This window comes from Amycolatopsis sp. lyj-23 (assembly GCF_046549135.1).
In the GTDB taxonomy this organism is placed as follows: domain Bacteria; phylum Actinomycetota; class Actinomycetes; order Mycobacteriales; family Pseudonocardiaceae; genus Amycolatopsis.
The window spans coordinates 176973-199095 of the sequence record NZ_JAJPWN010000012.1; the positions used below are offsets into that span (position 1 = coordinate 176973).

The window sequence follows — 22123 nt, forward strand, 5'->3', positions numbered from 1 at the left end:
TGTCCACAGAGTGCTCGACTCGGGTCCAGCTGGGCCGGCCACCTTCACGGCGCACCGGTCCGGCGCGGGTGTCAGCTCAGTTCGAGATCCGTCCGGCGGACCGTGGCCACCTCGTCCGCCGGACGGGCCTTCAGCAGCTCCGCGATCGGGCCGTGGCCCGGCAGGATCGCGTCCGGGTCGATTTCCGCCCACGGCACCAGCACGCTCGCGCGGTCCGGGGTGCCGGGGTGCGGCAGCAGCAGCTCCGGGTCGGCGGACGTCACGCCGTCCACCGTGACCACGTCGACGTCCAGCGTGCGCGGGCCCCAGCGCAGCTCGCGGACGCGGCCCGCCGCCTGCTCGGCGGCCTGGCCGGTGCGCAGCCACGCCCAGTGGTCGCGGGCCGGGTCGTCGACGATGCAGACCGCGTTCAGGAAGTCCGGCTGGTCCTCGACGCCCCACGCCTTCGTCTCGTACACGCTCGACACCGCCACCAGCGCCGGCCGGACCGCGTCCAGCGCCAGCCGCAGGAAACCCAGCCGGTCGCCCAGGTTGGAGCCGAGCGAGAGGACCGCGCGGCTCACCGGTCGCGCCGGACCGTGACGGCCACGTCGTCGAACGTCAGCGGGATCGGGGCCGACGGTTTGTGCACCGTCACCTCGACCGCCCTCAGGCGCTCATCCCGCATGACTTCGTCGGCCACCTTGCCGGCGACGCTCTCGATGAGGTCGTACGGCTCGCCCGCGACGATCCCGGCCGCCAGCTCGGCCAGCTCGCCGTAGTGCAGGGTCTTGGTCAGGTCGTCCGAAGCGGCGGCCGGCCCGAGGTCCAGCCACACCGTGATGTCGACGACGAACTCCTGGCCGTCCCGCTTTTCGTGCTCGAACACACCGTGGCGCCCGAACACGCGCAGGCCGGTCAGCGTGATCCGGTCAGCCATCCGTCCTCCAAGCGGCGGCCACGGCCACCGCGTCCAGCGATGCCCCGACCTCGTGCACGCGCACGCCCCACGCCCCGGCCGCTGCGGCGAGCGCGGAGACCGCGGCGGTGGCGTCCTCCCGGCCGTCCGGCGGGCGCGGGGTGCCGTCCGTTCCGGACAGCAGACGGCCGAGGAACCGCTTGCGCGAGGCGCCGACGAGCACCGGGAAGCCCAGCGACACCAAGGAATCGAGCCCGCGCAGCAACGCCCAGTCATGCTCGGCGTTCTTCGCGAAACCGAGCCCGGGGTCCAGCACGATCGCGCTCTCGGCCACGCCCGCCGCCAGTGCTTCGTCCACTCTGGACAACAGCTCGGCGCGGACGTCCGCCACCACGTCTTCGTACTTCGCGAGCGTCTGCATGTCCTTGCTGTGCCCCCGCCAGTGCATCAGCACCCAGGGCGCACCGCTGCCGGCGGCGACGCGCGCCATGTCCGGATCGGCCAGCCCGCCGGAGACGTCGTTGATCACGTGCGCCCCGGCTTCGAGCGCCGCGGCGGCGACGGCGGCCCGCGTGGTGTCGACCGACAGCGCCACCCCTTCGCCGGCGAGCGTCTTGATCACCGGCAGGATGCGCTGCAGCTCCGTCTCGGCGTCCACCCGGGACGCCCCCGGCCGCGTCGACTCGCCGCCGACGTCGATCAGGTCGGCCCCGCGCGCCCACATCTCGCGCGCGTGCTCCAGCGCCTGGTCGAGGCCGAGGTAGCGGCCACCGTCCGAAAAGGAATCGGGCGTCACGTTCAGCACGCCCATCACGACGCACCGGCCGGGCGCGGGGAGCCCCACGCTCACCGGCGGGCCCTGATGAGGTCGAGCGCCTCCGCCCGCGAACTGGCGGAGTTCTTGAACTGCCCCCGCACGGCGGACGTGGTGGTGCGCGCGCCGGGCTTGCGGATCCCGCGCATGGCCATGCAAAGGTGCTCGGCCTCGATCACCACGATCACCCCGCGCGGCTCGAGCTTCCGCACGATCGCGTCGGCCACCTGCGACGTCAGCCGCTCCTGGACCTGCGGACGCTTCGCGTAGAGGTCGACGACCCGGGCGAGCTTCGACAGCCCGGTGACCTTGCCGGCGGCGTTCGGGATGTACCCGACGTGCGCGACGCCGTGGAAGGGCACCAGGTGGTGCTCGCAGCTGCTGTACATCGGGATGTCCGTGACCAGCACGAGCTCTTCGTGGGACTCGTCGAACGTGCGGTCCAGGACCGCGTCCGGCTCGGTGTACAGGCCCGCGAACATTTCGCGGTACGCGCGGGCCACCCGGGCGGGGGTCTCCTTGAGACCGTCCCGCTCCGGGTCTTCGCCGCACGCCAGGAGGAGCTCGCGGATCGCCTTCTCCGCCCGGTCGTGGTCGAAGACCGGGCGGACGGCGTCACTGGGACTTTTCTGGTCCATCCACGTCACGACGCTGCTCCCCCTCGCTCTGCTGGTTGCCGGCTTGGTCGGCGAACCAGCCGTGCTCACGAGGGCGTTCTTCACCGCCGGGCCGCCACGACTGGCCCGGCTGACCGCCCGGCGAGGTCGCGGGCGTCCAGCCCGGAGGGGCACCGTAGTTCGGCGGACCGCTCTGGCCGGCCGGGCCGCCCGGCTGGCCGCCGTACGCCTGCGGCCAGTGCGCCGTGCCGTTGGGGCCACCGTTCGGGCCGCCGTAGGGACGGCCGCCGTTCGGGTAGGCGCCCGGTGGGGCGTACGGGTTCGCGTTCGGGTCGACCGGCGACGGGTACGGCGGCCCGCCGGGCAGGTCGCCCGCGCCCTGGGCGGTGCCGACCGGGGTCGGCTCCGGCTTCAGGACCGGCTTCTCCTTCTCCGGCGGGGGCCACGGCTCGCCGCGCTCCATCGCCAGCTCGCCCGGGGTCTTGATCGGCGGCTTGTCCGACGGCGTCCGCTCACCGAACTCGTTGAACACGGTGATGTGCGGGCGCTTCTCGACCGTCGCGAAGATCCGCTCCAGGTCCTTGCGGGTCAGCGTCTCCTTCTCCAGGAGCTCGATGACCAGCTCGTCGAGCACGTCGCGGTAGGTGTTCAGCACGTGCCACGCCTCGGTGTGCGCGGTCTCGATGAGCTTGCGCACCTCCTCGTCGATCTCGTGCGCCACTTCCAGCGAGTAGTCCGCCTGACGGCCGGCCGAGCGGCCGAGGAACGGGTCGCCCTGCTCCTGGCCGTACTTGACCGCGCCGAGCCGGGCGCTCATGCCGTACTCGGTGACCATCGCGCGGGCGATCTTCGTCGCTTGCTCGATGTCCGAGGACGCGCCGGTGGTGGGCTCGTGGAAGACGAGCTCTTCGGCCGTGCGCCCACCCATCGCGAAGACCAGCCGCCCGATCATCTCGGAGCGGGTCATCAGGTCCTTGTCGTCCTCCGGGACGAGCAGCGCGTGCCCGCCCGTGCGGCCGCGCGGCAGGATCGTCAGCTTGTAGACCGGCTCGATGTCCGGCATCGCCCACGCGGCGAGCGCGTGCCCGCCCTCGTGGTAGGCCGTGATCTTCTTCTCCTTCTCGGAGATAATCCGGCTCTTGCGCGCCGGCCCGCCGACGACGCGGTCGACCGACTCCTCCAGCGCCGCGTCGGTGATCACGTGCCCGTTCTGGCGGGCGGTGAGCAGCGCGGCCTCGTTCAGCACGTTCGCCAGGTCGGCGCCGGACATGCCGACAGTCCGCTTGGCCAGGCTGGTCAGGTCGGTGCCCTGGGCGATCGGCTTGCCCTTGGCGTGCACCTCGAGGATCGCCTTGCGGCCGCGCAGGTCGGGCGCGGACACCGGGATCTGCCGGTCGAACCGGCCGGGGCGCAGCAACGCCGGGTCGAGGATGTCGGGCCGGTTCGTCGCCGCGATCAGGATGATCCCGCCGCGGGCGTCGAAGCCGTCCATCTCGACGAGCAGCTGGTTCAGGGTCTGCTCGCGCTCGTCGTGCCCGCCGCCGAGGCCGGCGCCGCGCTGGCGGCCGACCGCGTCGATCTCGTCGACGAAGATGATGCACGGCGCGTTCTGCTTGGCCTGTTCGAACAGGTCACGCACGCGGGAGGCACCGACACCGACGAACATCTCGACGAAGTCCGAGCCGGAGATCGTGTAGAACGGCACGCCCGCTTCACCGGCGACGGCTCGCGCGAGCAGCGTCTTGCCGGTACCCGGCGGCCCGTAGAGCAGCACGCCCTTCGGGATCTTCGCGCCGAGCGCTTGATAGCGCGCCGGGTTCTGCAGGAAGTCCTTGATCTCGTACAGCTCTTCGACGGCCTCGTCGGCACCCGCGACGTCACCGAACGTCGTCTTGGGCATGTCCTTGTTCAGCTGCTTGGCCTTGGACTTGCCGAAGTTGAGGACGCGGTTGCCGCCGCCCTGCGCGTTGTTCATCATCCACATCAGCAGGCCCAGGACGAGGGCGAGCGGGATGGCGAAGATGAGGATCTGCGTCAGCACGCCCTGCTGGGTCACCTTGGTGGTGAACTTGATCGGCTGGGCGCCGTTCTTCGCCGCGATCAACGAGTCGTAGATCGGGCGGGTGGCGTCCGAGGGGTACTGCGAAATGATCTGGGTGACCTGCTGGCCGTCCACGTCGACAGGTTTGTTCAGCAGCAGCTTGAGCTGCTGCTCCTTGTCTTCGAGGCTGGCTTCCTTGACGTTGTTCGAGGTGATCTGGGAGTTCGCCACCGAGATGGGTGCCTGGGTGTACCCACGATCACTGTCGAAGATCGTGTTGTACGCGAACAACGCCAGCAACCCCGCGACGATCCACAGCAGTGGGTTCCTGAGCACGCTCTTCCGGTTCATACGACTCGGCCCTGGTGGCCTCGACCCTCCCTGGTTGGGCGGCTCCTGTGATACCCGCCATCACGATCTTGACAACCCGTGGTGCCTGGACACCTGCCCATCAGGGTACCGTCCGCTGCCGCGTTCATCCCCTGTGAGCCTCTCGCAGGTCAACGGGCGATACCGCGCCCGGGTTCCCGGCCGGTGTCCACGACCGCCACGCTAGCGCGTGCCGTCCGACACACTGCTCACCATCTCGCCCAGCCGGGTGCGCAGCGTCGCCGGGTCCGCGGGGGCCACGGTGACCCATTCGCGGCCGTCGCTACCTGCGCGGGAGACGCTCAGGTAGCGCCCGGTCGCGGTGTCGAACCAGCCCAGGACGCGGGACCGCTGCTTGGCTCCGACCTGCGAACGGCTGTTCGCGGCCAGCTGACCACCGCGCTGACGCGGCTGCCCGGCGATGCGGCCGTAGGCCTCCCGCGGGTCCGCCGTGAGCCGTTCGCTCAGCGGTGCCCGGCGGACCTTGCCCCGGCGTCTGTCTTCTTCCTCACCCCCGGACGGGAGCGACACCGGTACCCGGATCGGCGCCGTGCGCAAGGCGTCGTCCAGGGGGAGTGTGACCGACGCCTCGCTGCCGCGCGGCCCGGCGGGCAGCACCCCGACGACGGCGGAGACCATGCCGTCCGCCGGGACGTCGCGCAGCCAGATCCCGTCGGCGTCCTGGACGGCCAGCACGCCGGTGGTCTCGTCGGCCGCCGCGAGGACGCCGACCGTGGGGGCTTCGAACTGCGGGATGTGCAGCGCGTCGATGGTCAGCGGGGCGAAGGCCAGCAGGTGCAGGGCGTCTTCGATCGGCGGCGCGAGCCGGCCGCGCGGGTCGCGGATGCCCCGCGCCTTCAGTTCGACGTCGACGCGGTGACGCAGCGACACGCGCTCATCCTCGGTGGCGCCGTGCGACCGGACGACCAGCGGGTACGGCAGCTCCCCGACCTGCGCCGACTCCCAGAGGAAGTCGAACGCCAGTGGCGAGAAGAACTCTTGCATCATCACTCTCCCGGATCGGACTCTTGCTCACCGTAGCCCGCACCACCGACAAAACCGGACCGGTCCGGTGGCGAGCAGGGCACGGCCGAAGAACCCGGGCCGATCACACCGCGCTGGTCGTCGCGGCTCCGGCCAGCATCTCACCGAGGCGGTGGCGCAGCGTGGCGGCGTCCGCGGGGGCGATCGAGACCCAGTCCCGGCCGTCGCGGCCACGGGTGGCCTGCGTGAAGTACCGGCCCGTCTCGGTGTCGAACCAGCTCAGCACCGGCGTCCGGGTGCGCCCGCCCAGGCGGCTGCGGGCGTTGGCGCCGATCTGGCCGCCACGCAGCCGGGGTTGGGCCTGCAGCTTCGCCAGTGCCTTGCGGTCCTCGTCGGCCGACGCACGCTCGTCGCCGTGGCCGCGCCGCTGCAGGAAGTCGCCGCCGGTCAGCTGGTCCAGCGGGACGGTGACCGACTTTTCGCTGCCGCGCGGGGCGCCGGGCAGCAGCGACACGATCGCGCTGGCGAGCCCGTCGGGCGGGCACGGCTGCAGGTGCAGGCCGCGCGTGTCCTGCACGGCCAGCAGGCCCTGGCCGCCCAGCACGCCGGCGACGGCGAGCAGCGGTTCGGCCTCCGGGGCGATCAGCTGAACGGCGTCCAGGCTCAGTTCGGGGCTCGCCAGCACGCCGAAGTAGTCCTCGACGTGCGGCTCGGGCCGGCCGCGGCCGTCGGCGAGACCGCGCGCGGTGAGCCCCTCCAGCGTGCGGCGACGCAGCAGCTCCCGCTCGTCGACGGTCGCGCCGTGCGAACGGATGCGCAGCGGGTACGGCAGCTCGCCCAGCCCGGCCGACTCCCACAGGAAGTCCACCTCGAGCGGGGTGAGCAGCTCGGCGTTCGGCATCGAGCCCCCCACGAAGATGCTCGGGCCGGGCACACCACCGGCGTGCCCGGCCCGAGAAAGGATCAGTGGTCTTCGTCGTCCTCGGACCACGCGCCGATGACCGGCGGCGGGGTCGCCTGGTTCGCGCCGAAGGCCTCGTCCGGGTCCGCCTCGATGAGGAAGGACGCGTGCGTGTGCTCCTCGTCCTGCTCGCCCTGAGCACCGTGCGGAGCCATGCCGCCCATGCCCGCCGGGTTCATCGGCGGCGCGGTCTGCCCACCGATCGTGCCCGCGGACGAGACCAGACCCTGCTGCGGCGCCTGGGCCGACGCGGCGCTCTGGCCCTGGCCCTCGGCCGCCGCCAGCTTCGTGTCGTTCTCGGACTTCGCGCCGGACTTGCTGCCCGCGCCCAGCACCCGCGACGCCAGCGCGCCGAGACCGCCGGCGACCCCGCCGATGCCGAGGCCCATGCCGACCTTGCCGAGCGGGTTGCTGCCGCCGGGGTGGGCGCTGCCGGAGCCGACGGTGCCCGCACCGGTGCCGGTGCCCGCGCCCGTGCCCGTGACCGAGCCGCCCGCGCCGTCGCTGCCGAGCGTCGCCGCGTCCTGGCCGAAGCCGGCCGCCGGGACGCCGCCGTGGGTCCCGTTCGGCCCGGCGAAACCGGCGTGCTGCGCATCGATCGCGCCGCCGTGGCCGCCGAAGCCCGTGGCGCCGGCCGCGAAGACAGCGCCGCCCGCACCGGAGAGGCCCTCGACCGGGCCGGTGCTGCCGACGGTGTTCACCGAGTCGAACGAGAAGGAGTTGTGCGACCCCGTCGGCTTCATGCCGAGCGACTCGGGGCCGAAGCTCGGCGTCGAGTTGTCGACCTCCTTCATCGCCTGGGTGTAGGCGTTGAAGAACGCGACCTGCTGCGCCTTGACGTCGTTGGCGGCGTCCGCCTGCGCCTTCTGGTCGGCGATCAGCGCCGCCGGACCGCCCGCGAGCGCGGCCGCCATGGCCTGCTTGGGGTCGTAGTCCTTCGGGGCGGGCATCTTCTTGACCTCGGCGGCCGCGGCGGCCTGCCGGGCGAGCCGGTCGGACATCGTGTGCGCGGCGTCGGAGGCCTGCGAACCGGAGTTCGCGATGGCCACCAGCGCACCCTGCGCACCCGCGGCACCGCGGCCGACCCAGGCGTTGCCCAGCTCGGCGATCGCGTTGTACAGGTGGTCGGACGCCTGCTTCAGCTCGCTGCCGTGGTGCGCCCAGGCCTGCCCGGTCGCCTCGGCGGTGCCGGGGTCGTTGTTGTTGACCGCGCCGGCGTAGAGCTGCTGGCTCTCCTGCGCGTTCCAGTTCGGCGGGTTCGCGATCGCGCGGTCGCTGCCCATGTCGAAGCCGCCGGCACTGCCGCGGGCGTTCTGGACGATGTTCTGCGACGCCGAGTTGTCGCCGAGCGGCACCAGCGAGCCCTGGTCACCAGGGCCCGGAGTGGTCGCGGCCGGCTGGTCGGTGTGGTTCGGAGCCATGACTACGAGTTCCCCTCTGGACTCAGGCGTTGCGGAACGGGTCGGCGGCGGCCTGGTCGATCTCGTGGTACCGGGACATCGCCGTGACGATGCCCTCTTCGGCGGCGGAGTACTGGTCGAGCAGGTTCTGCAGCGCGGCGGCGTAGGAGTCGCCCCCGCCGTCCGCGCGCTGCACGAACTTCGCGGCCATCGCGTTGCCCACCGGGTTGTCACCGAGCTTCGGCGGCTGGGCGAGCGCGCCCGCCCCGGCGAGCAGGGCCTCGACCGCGTCCTTGCCGGTGCGGATCTTGTTCAGCACGGTCTGCGCGGCGTCGGGGTCGATCCCGACCTGACCCGCCGCGGCCGCGGCCTTGAAGGCGTTCGCGTCGGCAGTGCTGCTGTTCCCCATCTGCACTCTCTCCCGTTCCCCCGACCCGGACACCGCGGGCACGATTGGTCTTCGCATAGGTTAACGCACGTGATCAGAGCCTATGACGCAAACTTCGTGCCCGGGGTTCCGCGAATCCGGTAGTTGCGGTGAACGGTCGGTGAACTCCGCCGCCGGACTACGCCGAGTAGACCTTCGGGTCCAGCGTGCCGATGTAGGGCAGGTCCCGGTAGCGCTCGGCGTAGTCGAGGCCGTAGCCGACCACGAACTCGTTGGGGATGTCGAAGCCGATGTACTTCACCGGCACGTCCACCTTCACCGCTTCCGGCTTGCGCAGCAGCGAAACGACCTCGAGCGACGCGGGGTTGCGGCTGGCGAGGTTCTTCAGCAGCCACGACAGCGTCAGGCCGGAGTCGACGATGTCCTCGACGATCAGGACGTCGCGCCCCGCGATGTCCCGGTCGAGGTCCTTGAGGATCCGCACGACACCCGACGACGAAGTCGCCGAGCCGTACGAGGACACGGCCATGAATTCCAGCTGCGTCGGCAGCGGCAGCGCACGGGCGAAGTCGGTCATGAACATGACCGCACCCTTCAGGACGCCCACCAGCAGGAGTTCGCCCTGCCCGGTGGCCGGATAGTCGGCGGCGATCTGCTCCGACAGCTCCGCGATCTTGTCCTTGATCTGCTGCTCGGTGACGAGCACGGAGGCGATTTCGCCCTCGTACACGGGTCATTCTCCTCGGGTGGTGGGTTGGGAGGTGAGGGAGAGCCTGCCACGGCACCGGCGCGCCTCCAAGTTGCCCGGCAGCCACACGCCGCCCTGACCACGCCACCGGGCGACCAGCGCGTCGACCGCGCGCAGGTGCGCGTCGGTGAGCTCGCGCACACCCGATTGCAGCAGCCACCTGCGGAGAACCCGGCGCCGGATGGCCGCGGGCTCCGCCGCGAGCGCCCCTGCATCGAGCCCATCGGGGCCGCCCGCGCGGGTGAAGATCAGGTCCGCCGATGTGTCCAGCGCCTCATTGTCTTCACGCAGTTGCGCCGCCGTCCGGGCGAGCGCGGCGGCGACTCCGCCGTTGAGGACGTCTTCCAGCAGCGGCAGGACTTCGGTGCGCAGCCGGACGCGGGTGAAGCGCGGCTCGGCGTTGTGCGGGTCGTCCCACGGCTCGACGCCGAGCTCGGCGCACGCGGCCCGGGTGGTGGCCCGGCCGACGGCGAGCAGCGGCCGTCCCCACGGCGGGTCGTGCGGCCGCATGCCGGCGACGCTGCGCGGGCCGGACCCGCGGCCGAGCCCGAGCAGGACCGTCTCGGCCTGGTCGTCGAGGGTGTGGCCGAGCAGGACGAGGTCGTGACCGGCCAGCGCCCGGTAGCGGGCCTTGCGCGCGGAGGCTTCCGGGCCGCCGGGCCCGGTCACCTCGACCCGGCGCACCTCGGTTTCGTCGACGCCCAGTGCCTTCGCCGCGGCCGCCGCGTCGGCCGCGACCTTCGCCGAGCCCTCCTGCAGGCCGTGGTCGACGACCAGCGCGCGGACGGCGTGCCCGCGGTGGTGCCCGACGTGCGCGGCCGCCTCGGCCAGCGCGAGGGAGTCGGCACCGCCGGACACCGCGACGCACAGTTCGGGTGGGACGTCGACGCTCTCCAGGAAGGCGCGGACGGCCCGCCGCACGGCCGCGACCGCCGGCCCGGTCATCCGTGCAGGCGCCGGACCCACGCCGCCGGGTCGGCGATCTCGGCCCGCGAGGGCAGGGTGTTCGGCGACCGCCAGACGGCGTTGAAGCCGTCCATGCCCACGGCGTCCACGACGTGCTTGGTGAACTTCGCGCCTTCTTCGTACTGGCGGATCTTCGCGTCGACGCCGAGCAGCGCACGCAGCAGCCGGTCGAAGACGCCGCCACCCTTGCGCCGGGCGGTGAACCGCGAGCGGATCGTGTCGACGCTCGGCACGACCTGCGGCCCGACGGCGTCCATCACGTAGTCGGCGTGCCCCTCCAGGAGCGTCGAAAGCGCCAGCAGGCGGTCGAACACCGCGCGTTCCTTCGGCGACTGGATCAGTTCCGCCAGGTTGAGCTTCGGGCCCTGCTTGATCGCCTCGGGGAGCCGGCCGAACAGGTCGGACAGGCCGTCGGTCGCGCCGCCCGCGAGGCCGGAGACCAGCCGCTCGACCTCGTCGGCGAAGTAGTCGCGCAGCCACCGGACCGCGGTGAACTGGAGCCGGTGGGTGCACTCGTGCAGGCAGACCCAGAGCCGGAAGTCACGGCCGGGCACGTCCATCGCCTGCTCGGCGGCGACGACGTTGGGCGCGACCAGCAGCAGCCGGCCTTCCTTGTCCGGACCGCCGAAGGGGTCGTACTGGCCGAGCACGCGGCTGGCGAGGAACGCCAGCACCAGCCCGGTCTGCACGCCGGCGCCGCCGGCCAGGATCGGCCCGAGCGGGCCGCCCTGCTGCGGCAGCGCGCGCCCGGTCAGCGCGTCCAGCCCGGCCGCGGCCGAGCGGACCCAGCCCGGCCGGTCGACGACCTCACCGGGCAGCAGCGGCAGGTCGAGCCCCAGGTTCGTCAGCTGCCGCACGTGGCCCTCGGCCTCGGCGGTCAGCTCGCGCAGGTCGGTGACGGCTTCCTCGGCCCGTTCCCGCGGCACCTGCGGGCCGCCGCGCACCAGCAACGCGCCGGTCTGCGCGGCGATCGCCCAGTCGACCATGGGCCGGGTCTGCGTTTCCTGACTCACCCTTCCGACGCTACCTGCCCCGGCGCGGGTTTCCGGCCACGATCTTCGTACGGTTCGGCGTCCGCCGGTCCCGCGCGCCGCCGGCGCTCAGGCGCAGCCGCACTTGCGGAGGCTCGTCGCGAGGGCGTCGATGGCGTCGCGGCCGGGTTCGGTGTCGGAGCCGTTCGACATGAACGCGAACACCAGCACCCGGCCGTCCTGGTCGAGGACGAGCCCGGCGAGGGTGTTGACGCCGGTGAGCGTGCCCGTCTTGGCCCGCACCCAGCCGCGGCCCGCCTGCGACGCCGTCGTGTCGAACCGCTTGTCGGCGAGGGTGCCGGAGCCGCCGGCGACCGGGAGGCCGGCCAGCACCGGGCGCAGCTTCGCGGTGTTCGGGTTCTTGCCGTCCGGCGCGGCCGCGGCCGCCAGGAGCTGCGTCAGCAGCCGGGCCGGGATGCGGTTCTGCGACGAGATGCCGCTGCCGTCGGACAGCGTGACCCCGCTGACGTCGAAGCCGTGGTCCTTCAGCACCTTGATGGTCGCCCTGGTGCCGCCGGCGTAGCTGGCTTCCTCGCCGTTCGCGAGCGCGACCTGCCGGGCGACGGCCTCGGCGAGCACGTCGTCGGACAGCTCCATCAGGTCGGACACCAGCTCGGTCAGCGGAGCCGACTTGACCTCGGCGACCACCTTCGCGTCCTTGGGCGCGGTCGCCTGGCCGGCCGCCGACACCCCCAGCTTCGAGGCGATCGACGACGCCAGCGCGCTGCCCGCGTTCGCCGTGCGCTGCGAGTTGTTGTCCTTGGGGTTGATGCGGCCGCCGTCGGCCATCACGGGCGCCATCTGCGTCGCGTACGTCGACGGCGCGTCACCCGCTTCCCAGCCCGGCGCGGTCGTCGGGCCCTTGAACAGGGTCAGGTCGACCTGCACCTTCTTGACGCCCGGCACCGCCTTCTTGACCTGCGCGACGAGGTCGTCGACGTGCGCGCCCCCGGGGTACAGCGGGGAGTCGGTGCCCAGCGGCAGGCTGGTGAGCGTCGTGTCGCCGCCGCCGACCAGGATCACCGTGCCCGGGTCGGCGCCCTGCACGATCTTGGTCGACAGGCGCAGGTCGTGGTCCAGCGAGAGCAGCGCGGCCGCGGACGTGAGCACCTTCGTCGTCGACGCGGGGGTGACCGGGGTGGCCGAGCCGTGGTCCCACAGCACCGTCCCGGACACCGGGTCGATCACGCTGCCGGTGAGCTGCCCGAGCGCGCCGTTGCCGGCCGCCGCGGCCAGTGCGGACTTGACGCCGTTCGCGGTCGGCGTGGCACCGGAGGTGGCCGGCCCCTGCAGCTGACGCGAGGCCGCGGACGGCGACGGCGCTTCTCCCTTGGGCGCGTTCGGCGCCCAGGGCAGGGCCAGCCGGTTCGCCACCTTCGGCGTCGCCGCGGCGACCCCGGCGCCGGCCAGCACCAGGAGGACGACCACGACGAGCGCGATCAGCTTGCCCTTCCGCTTCTTCTTCGGCGGCTCACCGGCGGGCGGCGCGTCGGCCGCGGACGGCGACGGCGGCTCGGCGGGCGGCTCGCCGGTCCGCGGCGGCTCGGTGCGCTGCTGCGGCTGCTGCTGGAAGACGCCGGGGAACTGGCTGGGGCGTTCGATGCCGACGGTCGCCTCGGCGTCGAACCGCTGCCCGTCCGGTTCGATCCGCTGCGGCCGGGCGAGCGTCCCGGCGGAGGCCGATGGCACGACCCCGCGCGGCGGTTCCGGCGGCAGCACCGGACGGCGGTCGCCCGGTTCGGCAGGCCGGTCACCGGCGCGGTCCTCCTGCAGCTCGATGCGCTGGCTCCAAGGGGCGGCCGGGGCTTCTTCGCGGCGCTGGGCGGTGCCGCGGCTCAGCTGCTCCTCACGGCGCTGCTGCTCCTCGCGCCAGTGCTGCAGCTCTTCCCGCCACTGCTGCTGCGGCTCCTCCGGCTTCGGCTCCTCCCGGGGCGGGACGTGGCGCTCGATCGGCACCACCGGCACCGGCCCGGACGGCGTCACCTCGATGTACTGCGTGCTCTCCGCGGCCGACGCCGCCGCGGCGGGCTTGGGCTGTTCGACGTACTGCGTGCTCTCCGCCGACCCGGCAGCGGCGGTCTCCGGATCGGATGGCTTGGCGTACTGAGTGCTTTCCGCCGACTTGGCCGTGGCGGCCTTGGATTCCGGCGACTTGGCGTACTGAGCGTTCTGCGCCGCCGACCCAGCCGCGGCGGCCGTCGCCTCAGGCGACTTGGCGTACTGCGTGCTCTCCGCGGCCGCGGCGGCGGGCTTGGCCTGCTCGACGTACTGAGTGCTTTCCGCCGACCCGGGCGCCGACCCGGCCGTGGCGGTCTTCGCCTCGGGCGACTCGGCGTTCTGAGCGCTCTCCCCGGCCGATGCCGCCGGGAGCTCGAGCTCGGACCGCTCGACCCGGATGTACTGGGTGCTCTCGTCGGCGGGCTTGGCCGTCGACGACTCCTCCTGGGCCTGCTCAGCGGACGCCTGCTTCGCGGCGGGCGGCTGCTTCGGCGGACGGCTGCCGAGGCGGTCGGCGAGGTCCTGCTTGGCCGGCGTCGGCGGAGGCGGCGGCTCCGCCGCCGGGGCGTTCAGCCCGGGGATCGGCTCGGGCGGGACGTTCGGCGCGAACCACGAGCCCTTCGGCGCCTCACTGCCTGTGACCTTGGGCACGCCGGGGCTGCCGCCGCTGCCCGCCGGCGGGTCCGGCAGCGCCATCGGAGTGGTCTCCCGCGCGCCGGACGACGAGCGGTCTTCGTCCGACGAAGGCCACATCGGCTGGTCGTTTTCCGGCACCCACCACTCCTTCTCACCTGCCCCGGGAGGGGCCAAGCTCACATGCCGCGTGGCCGACATCGATGCGGCTCCCCGGCAGGGCGTAGTCCACACTAGGAGACGTCAAGACAGTCATGAAGGTTGCCGCCCACGACGTGTGGGGCCCGATCTAAAAGAAGCAGCGAGGACGGCGTGGAGTTCGACGTCACGATCGAAATCCCCAAAGGGGAGCGCAACAAGTACGAGGTCGACCACAAGACCGGCCGCATCAAGCTGGACCGGACCCTGTTCACGGCCACGCAGTACCCGGCCGACTACGGGTTCATCGACGACACGCTCGGCCAGGACGGCGACCCGCTCGACGTGCTCGTCCTCGTGCAGGAGCCGACGTTCCCGGGCTGCCTGATCCGCTGCCGCGCGATCGGCATGTTCCGGATGACCGACGAGAAGGGCCCGGACGACAAGGTCCTCGCGGTCCCGACGAACGACCCGCGCCTCGAGCACCTGCGGGACATCCACCACCTGAACGAGTTCCACAAGCTGGAGATCCAGCACTTCTTCGAGGTCTACAAGGACCTCGAGCCCGGCAAGAGCGTCGAAGGCTCGTCCTGGGTCGGCCGCTCCGAGGCCGAGGCCGAGATCGCCCGCTCGTACGAGCGCGAGACCGACCGCCTGGCCAAGGAAGAAGCCAACGGCGGCCACTGAGCCCGCGCAGAGTCCATTCACGAGAAGGCCCCCTCGGGATCTCCCGAGGGGGCCTTTTTTCACCCGATCAGTGCGCCAGGGCGAGCGCCGGGGCGTCCGCCTCGGCTTCGGCGCGCTGCTCCATCGCCGACTTGTCCGACAGCGGCTTCTCCTTGAGGAACCACACCAGCGCGAAGCCCACGGTCAGCACGATCCCGCCGACCAGGAACACCGTGCTCATCGACTCCGCGAACCCCTGCAGGATCGGCCGGGCCAGCGTCGGGTCGAGCGTCGAGAGGAACGACGTGTCGTTGACGTCGAGGCCGCTCTGCATCTGCTTCGCGAACTCCGGGTGCTGCGCCAGCGCCGTCACGTAGGCCGGCTGGGTCATCGCCGAGCGGATGGCGTTCGCGATCCGGTCGCCGACCGTGCCGAACAGGATGGACAGGAACACCGCGGTGCCCGCCGTGCCGCCGATCTGCCGGAAGAACGTCGCCGCCGAGGTGGCGACGCCGATGTCCTGCGGGCGGACGTCGTTGGTGGCGGCCAGCACCAGCGTCTGCATCGAGGCGCCGAGGCCGAGGCCGATCACGAAGGCGATCACCATGACCAGGGCCAGCGAGGAGTCGACGGTGATCGTCGACAACGCGAAGAGCGCCGCCGCCATCAGGCCGATCCCGGCCACCGCGAACATCTTGTACCGGCCGGTGGCCGCGATGATCCGGCCGCTGGTCAGGCTGGCGACCATGATGCCGAGCGTCAGCGGGAGCATCTGCAGGCCGGCCTGGGTCGGCGTCGCACCCTTGACGATCTGCAGGTAGAGCGGCAGCGACATCATCGCGCCGAACATCCCGGCGCCCTGCACGACCGTGACGATGGTCGACATCCGGAACACCGGACGGCGGAACAGGCGCAGCGGCAGCAGGGCGGCGTCGCCCATCCGGCGCTCGATCCAGACGAAGGCCGAGACGCCCAGCGCGCCGACGACGTACATCGCGATCGAAGCGGCGGAGCCCCAGCCCCACTCGCGGCCCTGCTCGGCGACGATCAGCAGCGGCACCAGTCCGGCGGCCAGCGCCACGGCACCCCAGTAGTCGACCTTCTGGTCCACGCGGGTGTGCGGGAGGTTCAGCACCTTGGAGACGACGGCCAGCGCGGCGAGCGCGATGGGGACGTTGACCAGGAAGACCCAGCGCCAGCCGGTGATGCCGGCGAAGGTGTCGATGCCGGCGAAGAACCCGCCGACCACGGGCCCGGCCACGCTCGAGATGCCGAACACGGCCATGAAGTAGCCCTGGTACCTGCTGCGTTCCCGCGGCGCGGTGATGTCGGTGATGATCGCCAGCGCCAGTGACATCAGGCCACCGGCACCGAGGCCCTGGAAGGCGCGGAACGCGGCGAGCTCGTACATCGACGTCGCCATGCCGCTGGCCAGCGAACCGACCAGGAACAGCGAGATCGCCGTCAGGTACATGGGTTTGCGGCCGTAGAGGTCGGACAGCTTGCCGTACAGCGGCGTCGAGAGCGTGGCGGTGATGAGGTACGCCGTGGTGGCCCAGGCCTGCAGGGACAGGCCGTGGAGCTCGTCGGCGATGGTGCGCATGGAGCTCGACACGATGGTCTGGTCGAGCGCGGCGAGGAACATGCCGAGCATCAGCCCGGACAGCACGGTCAGGATCTGGCGGTGGGTCAGTTTGCCGTTCGTAGCGGCTGCTCCTTCCGCCGTGGTGGTGTCGCTCATGGTGGTCTCCCTCGGAAGTCTCCGCGTAGTTGCTTGTACCTCTCAACTACTTGCTTGACCCAAGTATTCCGCGGGACGCTTGTATCGTGCAACCAAATATTCTGTGACCCCGGTCTCGGACACACCGAGGGCGGCACTTCCACGTGAAAGTGCCGCCCTCGGGGTTCAGGATCAGGCGGAGTAGCCCGGGATGGGGAACGGCGCGAGGAACTCGCGGATCTCCGCGGCGATCGTGTCCAGCGCGGACTCGTCGGCCGCGGCCGCCGCGGTGATCGTGCGGTCGATCCACGCCGCCACCTCGACCTGGTGCTCCGGGCGCAGGCCGCGGGTCGTGATCGCGGACGTGCCCAGGCGGATGCCGGACGGGTCGAACGGCTTGCGCGGGTCGAACGGCACCGTGTTGTAGTTCAGCTCGATGCCCGCGCGGTCGAGGGCCTGCGCGGCCGGCTTGCCCGCGACCCCCTTGTTCGTCAGGTCGATCAGCAGCAGGTGGTTGTCGGTGCCGCCGGACACGAGGTCGTAGCCGCAGGCCAGCAGCGCGTCGGCCAGCGCGCGGGCGTTGGCGACGATCCTGTGCGCGTAGTCGCTGAACGACGGCTGCTGCGCCTCCCCGAGCGCGACGGCGATCGCCGCGGTCGTGTGGTTGTGCGGGCCGCCCTGCAGCCCCGGGAACACGGCCTTGTCGACGGCCTTCGCGTGGTCGGCGTCCGACAGGATCATGGCGCCGCGCGGGCCGCGCAGGGTCTTGTGCGTGGTCGTGGTGATGACCTGGGCGTGCCCGACCGGCGACGGGTGCGCGCCCCCGGCGACCAGGCCGGCGATGTGCGCGATGTCGGCGACGAGCACCGCGTCCACCTCACGGGCGATCTCGGCGAACGCCGGGAAGTCAATGATCCGCGGGATCGCCGTGCCGCCGGCGAAGATCAGCTTCGGCCGGTGCTGCCGGGCCAGGTCGCGCACCTGGTCGAGGTCGACGCGGCCGGTCTCCTTGGCGACGCCGTAGCGCACCGGGTTGAACCACTTGCCGGTCGCGGAGACGCTCCAGCCGTGCGTGAGGTGGCCGCCGTCCGGCAGCACCATGCCGAGCACGGTGTCGCCCGGCTGGGCGAAGGCGAGGTACACGGCCAGGTTCGCCGGAGACCCGGAGTACGGCTGGACGTTCGCGTGGTCGGCGCCGAACACGGCCTTCGCCCGCTCGATCGCCAGCTGCTCGACCTGGTCGATGAACTGCTGGCCCTCGTAGTAGCGCTTGCCCGCGTAGCCCTCGGAGTACTTGTTCGTGAGCACGCTGCCGGTGGCTTCGAGCACGGCCTGCGAGACGTAGTTCTCCGAGGCGATCAGGCGGATCTTGTCGTGCTGGCGCTTGGCTTCGTCCTCGACGAGCCCGGCGATGGCGGGGTCGGCGGTGGCGAGCGCGTTCAGTTTCGGCTGGTGTGTCATGGCGTACTCCGGCTCTGGAGTGGCCTTCACCCAGGCGCGCGGTGCCGGCCTCGTCGTCGCTTCCCGGTGGTGCTCCACCTCGATGGCGCCAGTCGCTGCTGCGCGTAAGAGCCTAGTCCACGGCGCTGGAAGCTCGACGGTGCTCGAGGCACCACTTGCGGGTGCAGCCGGAGGTCCGGTCGCAGAACGGACGAGCGCAGGTCGCGCAGCGCTTGACGCGCCGCCAGCCGCCGACGGTCACCAGTTCCGCCAGGCCCGCCGCGCCCGCGGCCAGCTCGCCGGTCTCCGCGTGCGGCGTCACGTAGACGATCCGCCACGTCACGCCGGTGTCGACGAGCCGCGGCCGCGCTCCCGCCCCGGCCAGCACGGCGTTGAGGCGGCGCGCGGCCGCGTGTTCGTCGGGCAGCTGCGCGACGATCCCGCACAGGTGGCGGTTTCCCTGGCGCAGCAACCGTTCCGCCACCCCGAGCTCGGGGTCCAGCGCGTGGAACGGCGGCACGACCGCGTGCTTGCGCACGTCAGCCGACGACCACGACGCCCATGGACCGGGCCGTGCCCGCGATCGTGCGCATCGCCGCTTCGACGTCGGCGGTGTTGAGGTCCGGCAGCTTGCGTTCGGCGATCTCGCGCAGCTGTTCCTTGGTCAGCTTCCCGGCGACTTCGTGCCCCGGCCGCGCGGAACCCTTGTCCCCCAACGCCTTCTTGATGAGGAACGACGTCGGGGGCGTCTTGAGCCGCAGCGCGAACGAGCGGTCCTCGAACACCGAGACGACCACCGGGACGATGTCGCCGCGCTGGGCCGCGGTCGCCGCGTCGTAGGCCTTCTTGATCTCGACGAGGTTGACCCCGGTCTGGCCCAGCATCTTGCCGAGGTCGACGACCGGGGCGTTGCCCGCGGTGAGTTCCAGGGTGACCTGGTGGGTGAGTTTCTTCTTCGGAGCCATGCCCCGAAGCTAGGGTCTCCAGTTACTGGAGGGTCAAACCGGTTTGGTGCCTGCCCGGTGCCGCCGGGCCAGCTCCTGGTAGATCGCCGCGTTGTGCTCGACCCACATCCGGGCCGAGTCGGTCAGCGGGACGAACTTCTTCGCCGGGCTGCCCATCGCGATCACCTCCTCCGGCACCTCCGTCGCCGGCGTGACGGTGGCCCCGGCCGCGACCAGCGCCCGCGCGCCGATCTTCGCCTTGTCGAGCACCGTCGAGCCGTTGCCGATCAGCGCCTGCTCCCCGATCGTGCAGTCGTGCACCAGGCACTGGTGGCCCACGGTGACGTTCTTGCCGACCTCGCAGACGCCGTCGTTGACGTGGATCACCGAGTTGTCCTGGATGTTGGCGCCCTCGCGGATGACGATCCGGCCGAAGTCGGCTCGGATCACCGCGCCGTACCAGACCGAGGCGTCCTTCTCGACGACGACGTCGCCGATGAGGGTGGCGGTGGGCGCGATCCAGGCGTCCGGGTGGACCTGCGGGCTGAGCCCTTCGAACGAGAACAGAGGCATGCCCGCACCCTAAACCGCGCAGGCCCCCTCCCCCGGCCGAGCGGGGAAGGGGGCCGTTCGCGAGCCGCGCCGGAGCTGCTGGGGGTCAGCCCGTGATCGCGGCGTTGATCAGGATGTCCACGGCCTGGTCGTTGCGCGTGGTCTGCGGGACGATCTGCGTGTCACGCGGGTAGAAGCCGGGGCTGCTGCCCTTGGGGTACATCTCGAAGGTGAAGCTCCAGATCTTGTGCGTCGCCCACATCCAGTCGTTGACGCTGCCGTCGGTGATGTAGAGGTCGCTGGACTGCTCCGGCGTGTAGCCGTTGGTCGCGGCCATCTGCTTGCCGAGCGTCTGGAACTTCTGCGCCTCGGCCGCGGTCATGCCGGGGGCGGTGTCGGCGTAGGTGTAGCCGAACGGCCAAAGCACCAGCTCGGAGTAGGTGTGGAAGTCGATGTGCGTCTTGATCTGCTGGACGCCGCCGACCACCCGCGAGTTCACCCAGTTCGAGACGGCCCGGGTCTCCGGCGCGGAGAACGCCGCCGTGCCGCGGTAGGTCTCGCTCGACGTCGAGCCGGACGAGCCGCCGCAGCAGCCCCACTGGTAGCCCCAGTTGCGGTTGGTGTCGGTGCCGGGGCCCTGGCGGTTCTTGCGCCAGCTGTGGAAGGTGCCGCCGGAGATGTCGTACTCGGAGCCGTCCGGGTTGACGCTGGGGATCACCCAGATCTCGGTGCTGTCGACGAGCCGCTTGATCGCGGGATCGGTGGCGTACCCGCTGGTCAGGCGCTGGACGATGTGGAGGCACATCTCGGTGGTGAGGTGCTCGCGCGCGTGCTGGTTGCAGGTGAACAGGACCTCGGGCTCGTTCTCGTCGGTACCGACGTTGTCGCTGATCTTGATCAGTGACAACGCCCGGCCTTCGTACGAGGTGCCGGCGCTGCCGAGCTTCGCGAGCGCCGGGTAGTTCGCGACGGTCTTCTGCAGCTCGGTCTGCGTCTCGGCGTAGGTGTGGTAGCCGGTGTAGCCGGCCGGGAAGTCCGCGGCGGCCGCCGCGCCCGGCGACCGGTCGACCTTCCCGAGCGCCTTGACGCCGAAGCCGTGCGCGCGCAGCTGGGCCGCTTCGCCGGGGGTGGCGATGACCGTGGTCGTGCCGTTCGTGCTGTCGAGGATGTCGGCACCGGTTCCCGCGACCTCGGTGCGCTGCTGGGCCGTGCCGGTGCCGGTGATCTCGTAGACCTGCGGTCCGGCGGGCTGGGCGGCACCGGCCTGGCCGCCGGTGGTGAGCACCAAGAGGACGGCCGCGGCCGCTGCCGTGCACGTTCGTGTGCGCATCACGTCTCCTGCTCTCGGGGGTTCCTCGACCTTGGCGGGAGCCGGACGGAGGGCGCAATCCGGAGCAGTACGGATCTATTGGCGGTTTTCTACCCGTAGTTCGCGAAGCAGAGCGCCTCGATGTCGGCACGCAGCGTGGCGAACGGCCGCGGGCGCACCCGCTGCTGGACGACCGTGCCCAGCAGGTACGACAGCAGCGCCCGGGCCCGAGCCCGCGGGTCGTCGACGTCGAGCGGGGCGAGGAGCTCGGCCAGCAGCTCGGTGAGCGAGGTGAGCATGACGTCGATGGCCTGCGGGTGCTGCGCCCGCCCGGCGGCGATCCAGTACTCGAACCAGAGGAAGGCGGCGTTCGGGTTCGCGGCGAAGACGCTCAGGTACTCCTCGAGGACGGCGAAGAGCCGCTCGCGGGGTTCGTCGTGCTTCGCGGCGACCTCGCGCAGGCCCGTGGCGAAGGCGGTGATGTGCGCGGCCATCGCCCGGTCGATGAGGACGTCGATGTCGGCGAAGTAGTAGTGGATCGCGCTCTTGGTGAGCGGGCCGGCGTCGGCGATCGCCCGGACGGTGCACCCGGCGAGGCCGTCGCGGGCGAGGACGACCCGGGCGGCTTCGACGATCTGTTCCTGCTTGGCCAGCTGGTTCGGCGAGAGCCGCTCGCTGCGGCCGGGGACTGCGCTCACGGTGATTCTCGTTACCTTCTTCCTGGACGCCCGACCCCAAACCCTAGGGCAGACGTCCTGTCGGTGGCTTTCGGGTGAAAAACCGGATTGGCCACCCCGCTCCGCGCAGCGGACAATGCCCGGCATGGTGATCTCAGGGGACAAGGGGCTCAGCCCGGCTGCGCGCAGCCAGCTGGAGAAGGAAATCGCGAACTTGCGCGCGCAGCGGGAAGCCCTCGCGCCGCAACCCGGCGAGCAGGAACGCACCGGGGACGCGGCGGACCAGGCGGACGTGATCGACCGGGCGGAATCCGCGGCCCGCCTGGACCGCCAGATCGCCGACCTCGCGGCCAAGATGGAACACGGCGGCTACGGCAACAGCCAGCTCCCGGACGGCACGGTGGTGTCGTTGCGCTTCCCGGACGGAGACGAAGAGACGTTCCAGGTGGTGACGGTCCCGGGCGAAGACGCGGACGCGATCACCTCGGACAGCCCCCTGGGCCTGGCCCTGGTGGGAGCGGCAGCGGGCGACGAGATCACCTACCGAACCCCCCGAGGCGACGCCAAGGCCACGGTGGTGAAGGTGACCCCGCCGAAGTAGCAATCTCACACGTAGGGCCCCGCCTCCGGGCGGGGCCCTACGTGTGCCTCGGCCCGGACGAATCGCAAGGGTTCGAGCGAACGCAACCACAACGGGGGGCCGGGGGCGGAGCCCTCCGGGCGGGGCGCGGGGCGGAGCCCCGCAAGACACGCGAGACAAGAGAAGGCCCCTGCCCTAGAGGGGCAGGGGCCAACCACTTGTCGAGCCGCCTAGGGGAATCGAACCCCT

Annotated in this window: 22 protein-coding genes; 2 read left to right on the forward strand and 20 right to left on the reverse strand. The window is 71.7% G+C overall.

Annotated elements, in window-relative coordinates; translation table 11 throughout:
* Positions 1 to 71: 71 nt before the first annotated feature.
* From folK to dacB, 13 genes are all read right to left on the reverse strand, one after another.
* Positions 72 to 563: a 2-amino-4-hydroxy-6-hydroxymethyldihydropteridine diphosphokinase gene (gene folK, locus ACLJPY_RS29515; protein WP_410593321.1), complete on the reverse strand. Its 492-nt coding sequence runs from the start codon at positions 561 to 563 to the stop codon at positions 72 to 74.
* A complete protein-coding gene (gene folB, locus ACLJPY_RS29520; protein ID WP_410593322.1) occupies positions 560 to 919 on the reverse strand; it encodes a dihydroneopterin aldolase in 360 nt (119 codons plus the stop codon). The genes folK and folB overlap by 4 nt, the downstream gene beginning before the upstream one ends.
* Positions 912 to 1709, reverse strand: a complete 798-nt coding sequence (gene folP, locus ACLJPY_RS29525; RefSeq protein WP_410593547.1) for a dihydropteroate synthase — start codon at positions 1707 to 1709, stop codon at positions 912 to 914. Before folP ends, folB begins: the two co-directional genes overlap by 8 nt.
* Positions 1710 to 1744: 35 nt before the next feature.
* Complete coding sequence (gene folE / locus ACLJPY_RS29530; RefSeq protein WP_410593324.1) at positions 1745 to 2350, reverse strand: GTP cyclohydrolase I FolE; 606 nt, start codon at positions 2348 to 2350, stop codon at positions 1745 to 1747.
* Complete coding sequence (gene ftsH / locus ACLJPY_RS29535) at positions 2328 to 4721, reverse strand: ATP-dependent zinc metalloprotease FtsH (RefSeq protein WP_410593326.1); 2394 nt, start codon at positions 4719 to 4721, stop codon at positions 2328 to 2330. The genes folE and ftsH overlap by 23 nt, the downstream gene beginning before the upstream one ends.
* A 201-nt stretch (positions 4722 to 4922) precedes the next feature.
* Complete coding sequence (locus ACLJPY_RS29540; RefSeq protein ID WP_410593327.1) at positions 4923 to 5747, reverse strand: ESX secretion-associated protein EspG; 825 nt, start codon at positions 5745 to 5747, stop codon at positions 4923 to 4925.
* A 100-nt stretch (positions 5748 to 5847) separates the two neighbouring features.
* Positions 5848 to 6624, reverse strand: coding sequence for an ESX secretion-associated protein EspG (locus ACLJPY_RS29545; RefSeq protein ID WP_410593329.1), 777 nt, complete (start codon positions 6622 to 6624; stop codon positions 5848 to 5850).
* A 62-nt stretch (positions 6625 to 6686) separates the two neighbouring features.
* On the reverse strand, positions 6687 to 8105 hold the full coding sequence (locus ACLJPY_RS29550) for a hypothetical protein (RefSeq protein WP_410593331.1): 1419 nt from the start codon (positions 8103 to 8105) through the stop codon (positions 6687 to 6689).
* 22 nt (positions 8106 to 8127) lie between these two features.
* Positions 8128 to 8493, reverse strand: a complete 366-nt coding sequence (locus tag ACLJPY_RS29555; RefSeq protein WP_410593333.1) for a hypothetical protein — start codon at positions 8491 to 8493, stop codon at positions 8128 to 8130.
* A gap of 157 nt (positions 8494 to 8650) precedes the next feature.
* Positions 8651 to 9202, reverse strand: coding sequence for a hypoxanthine phosphoribosyltransferase (gene hpt / locus ACLJPY_RS29560; RefSeq protein WP_410593334.1), 552 nt, complete (start codon positions 9200 to 9202; stop codon positions 8651 to 8653).
* 3 nt (positions 9203 to 9205) lie between these two features.
* Positions 9206 to 10165, reverse strand: coding sequence for a tRNA lysidine(34) synthetase TilS (gene tilS, locus ACLJPY_RS29565; RefSeq protein ID WP_410593336.1), 960 nt, complete (start codon positions 10163 to 10165; stop codon positions 9206 to 9208).
* On the reverse strand, positions 10162 to 11172 hold the full coding sequence (locus tag ACLJPY_RS29570; RefSeq protein ID WP_410593548.1) for a zinc-dependent metalloprotease: 1011 nt from the start codon (positions 11170 to 11172) through the stop codon (positions 10162 to 10164). Before ACLJPY_RS29570 ends, tilS begins: the two co-directional genes overlap by 4 nt.
* A 114-nt stretch (positions 11173 to 11286) precedes the next feature.
* Positions 11287 to 13989 (reverse strand): D-alanyl-D-alanine carboxypeptidase/D-alanyl-D-alanine-endopeptidase, encoded by a 2703-nt coding sequence (gene dacB, locus ACLJPY_RS29575; RefSeq protein ID WP_410593338.1) that lies wholly within the window; start codon positions 13987 to 13989, stop codon positions 11287 to 11289.
* A 171-nt stretch (positions 13990 to 14160) separates the two neighbouring features.
* On the opposite strand from dacB, the gene ACLJPY_RS29580 reads away from it, so the two are divergent.
* Complete coding sequence (locus tag ACLJPY_RS29580) at positions 14161 to 14673, forward strand: inorganic diphosphatase (RefSeq protein ID WP_410593340.1); 513 nt, start codon at positions 14161 to 14163, stop codon at positions 14671 to 14673.
* A 67-nt stretch (positions 14674 to 14740) separates the two neighbouring features.
* Here ACLJPY_RS29580 and ACLJPY_RS29585 read toward each other — a convergent pair whose 3' ends face one another.
* The 7 genes from ACLJPY_RS29585 to ACLJPY_RS29615 all read right to left on the reverse strand — a co-directional run bounded on the left by ACLJPY_RS29585 (position 14741) and on the right by ACLJPY_RS29615 (position 21315).
* Positions 14741 to 16393 (reverse strand): MDR family MFS transporter, encoded by a 1653-nt coding sequence (locus tag ACLJPY_RS29585; protein WP_410593341.1) that lies wholly within the window; start codon positions 16391 to 16393, stop codon positions 14741 to 14743.
* 171 nt (positions 16394 to 16564) lie between these two features.
* On the reverse strand, positions 16565 to 17833 hold the full coding sequence (gene glyA, locus ACLJPY_RS29590) for a serine hydroxymethyltransferase (RefSeq protein WP_410593343.1): 1269 nt from the start codon (positions 17831 to 17833) through the stop codon (positions 16565 to 16567).
* Positions 17834 to 17945: 112 nt separating this feature from the next.
* Entirely contained in the window at positions 17946 to 18350 is a 405-nt protein-coding gene (locus ACLJPY_RS29595) for a hypothetical protein (RefSeq protein ID WP_410593345.1), read from the reverse strand.
* Between the two features lies 1 nt (position 18351).
* On the reverse strand, positions 18352 to 18777 hold the full coding sequence (gene rplK / locus ACLJPY_RS29600; protein ID WP_410593347.1) for a 50S ribosomal protein L11: 426 nt from the start codon (positions 18775 to 18777) through the stop codon (positions 18352 to 18354).
* A 33-nt stretch (positions 18778 to 18810) separates the two neighbouring features.
* On the reverse strand, positions 18811 to 19329 hold the full coding sequence (locus ACLJPY_RS29605; protein ID WP_410593349.1) for a gamma carbonic anhydrase family protein: 519 nt from the start codon (positions 19327 to 19329) through the stop codon (positions 18811 to 18813).
* Positions 19330 to 19414: 85 nt separating this feature from the next.
* Positions 19415 to 20638: a M14 family metallopeptidase gene (locus tag ACLJPY_RS29610; RefSeq protein WP_410593351.1), complete on the reverse strand. Its 1224-nt coding sequence runs from the start codon at positions 20636 to 20638 to the stop codon at positions 19415 to 19417.
* An 89-nt stretch (positions 20639 to 20727) separates the two neighbouring features.
* Positions 20728 to 21315 carry a TetR/AcrR family transcriptional regulator gene (locus ACLJPY_RS29615; RefSeq protein ID WP_410593353.1) on the reverse strand — a complete coding sequence of 196 codons (588 nt, stop codon included), beginning with the start codon at positions 21313 to 21315 and terminating at the stop codon, positions 20728 to 20730.
* A gap of 124 nt (positions 21316 to 21439) precedes the next feature.
* Between ACLJPY_RS29615 and ACLJPY_RS29620 the strand changes: the two genes are divergently transcribed.
* On the forward strand, positions 21440 to 21895 hold the full coding sequence (locus tag ACLJPY_RS29620) for a GreA/GreB family elongation factor (protein ID WP_410593355.1): 456 nt from the start codon (positions 21440 to 21442) through the stop codon (positions 21893 to 21895).
* Positions 21896 to 22123: the final 228 nt, after the last annotated feature.

What these genes read in the sequence shown, in the direction of transcription:
- folB (WP_410593322.1), bottom strand. Translation starts at nt 919, where the DNA reads ATGGCTGACCGGATCACGCTGACCGGCCTGCGCGTGTTCGGGCGCCAC.
- ACLJPY_RS29555 (WP_410593333.1), bottom strand. Translation starts at nt 8,493, where the DNA reads ATGGGGAACAGCAGCACTGCCGACGCGAACGCCTTCAAGGCCGCGGCC.
- folE (WP_410593324.1), bottom strand. Translation starts at nt 2,350, where the DNA reads ATGGACCAGAAAAGTCCCAGTGACGCCGTCCGCCCGGTCTTCGACCAC.
- ACLJPY_RS29620 (WP_410593355.1), top strand. Translation starts at nt 21,440, where the DNA reads ATGGTGATCTCAGGGGACAAGGGGCTCAGCCCGGCTGCGCGCAGCCAG.
- ACLJPY_RS29545 (WP_410593329.1), bottom strand. Translation starts at nt 6,624, where the DNA reads ATGCCGAACGCCGAGCTGCTCACCCCGCTCGAGGTGGACTTCCTGTGG.
- ACLJPY_RS29550 (WP_410593331.1), bottom strand. Translation starts at nt 8,105, where the DNA reads ATGGCTCCGAACCACACCGACCAGCCGGCCGCGACCACTCCGGGCCCT.
- glyA (WP_410593343.1), bottom strand. Translation starts at nt 17,833, where the DNA reads ATGACACACCAGCCGAAACTGAACGCGCTCGCCACCGCCGACCCCGCC.
- tilS (WP_410593336.1), bottom strand. Translation starts at nt 10,165, where the DNA reads ATGACCGGGCCGGCGGTCGCGGCCGTGCGGCGGGCCGTCCGCGCCTTC.
- folP (WP_410593547.1), bottom strand. Translation starts at nt 1,709, where the DNA reads ATGGGCGTGCTGAACGTGACGCCCGATTCCTTTTCGGACGGTGGCCGC.
- ACLJPY_RS29570 (WP_410593548.1), bottom strand. Translation starts at nt 11,172, where the DNA reads ATGGTCGACTGGGCGATCGCCGCGCAGACCGGCGCGTTGCTGGTGCGC.
- rplK (WP_410593347.1), bottom strand. Translation starts at nt 18,777, where the DNA reads ATGGCTCCGAAGAAGAAACTCACCCACCAGGTCACCCTGGAACTCACC.
- ACLJPY_RS29605 (WP_410593349.1), bottom strand. Translation starts at nt 19,329, where the DNA reads ATGCCTCTGTTCTCGTTCGAAGGGCTCAGCCCGCAGGTCCACCCGGAC.
- ACLJPY_RS29610 (WP_410593351.1), bottom strand. Translation starts at nt 20,638, where the DNA reads ATGCGCACACGAACGTGCACGGCAGCGGCCGCGGCCGTCCTCTTGGTG.
- ACLJPY_RS29585 (WP_410593341.1), bottom strand. Translation starts at nt 16,393, where the DNA reads ATGAGCGACACCACCACGGCGGAAGGAGCAGCCGCTACGAACGGCAAA.
- ftsH (WP_410593326.1), bottom strand. Translation starts at nt 4,721, where the DNA reads ATGAACCGGAAGAGCGTGCTCAGGAACCCACTGCTGTGGATCGTCGCG.
- ACLJPY_RS29540 (WP_410593327.1), bottom strand. Translation starts at nt 5,747, where the DNA reads ATGATGCAAGAGTTCTTCTCGCCACTGGCGTTCGACTTCCTCTGGGAG.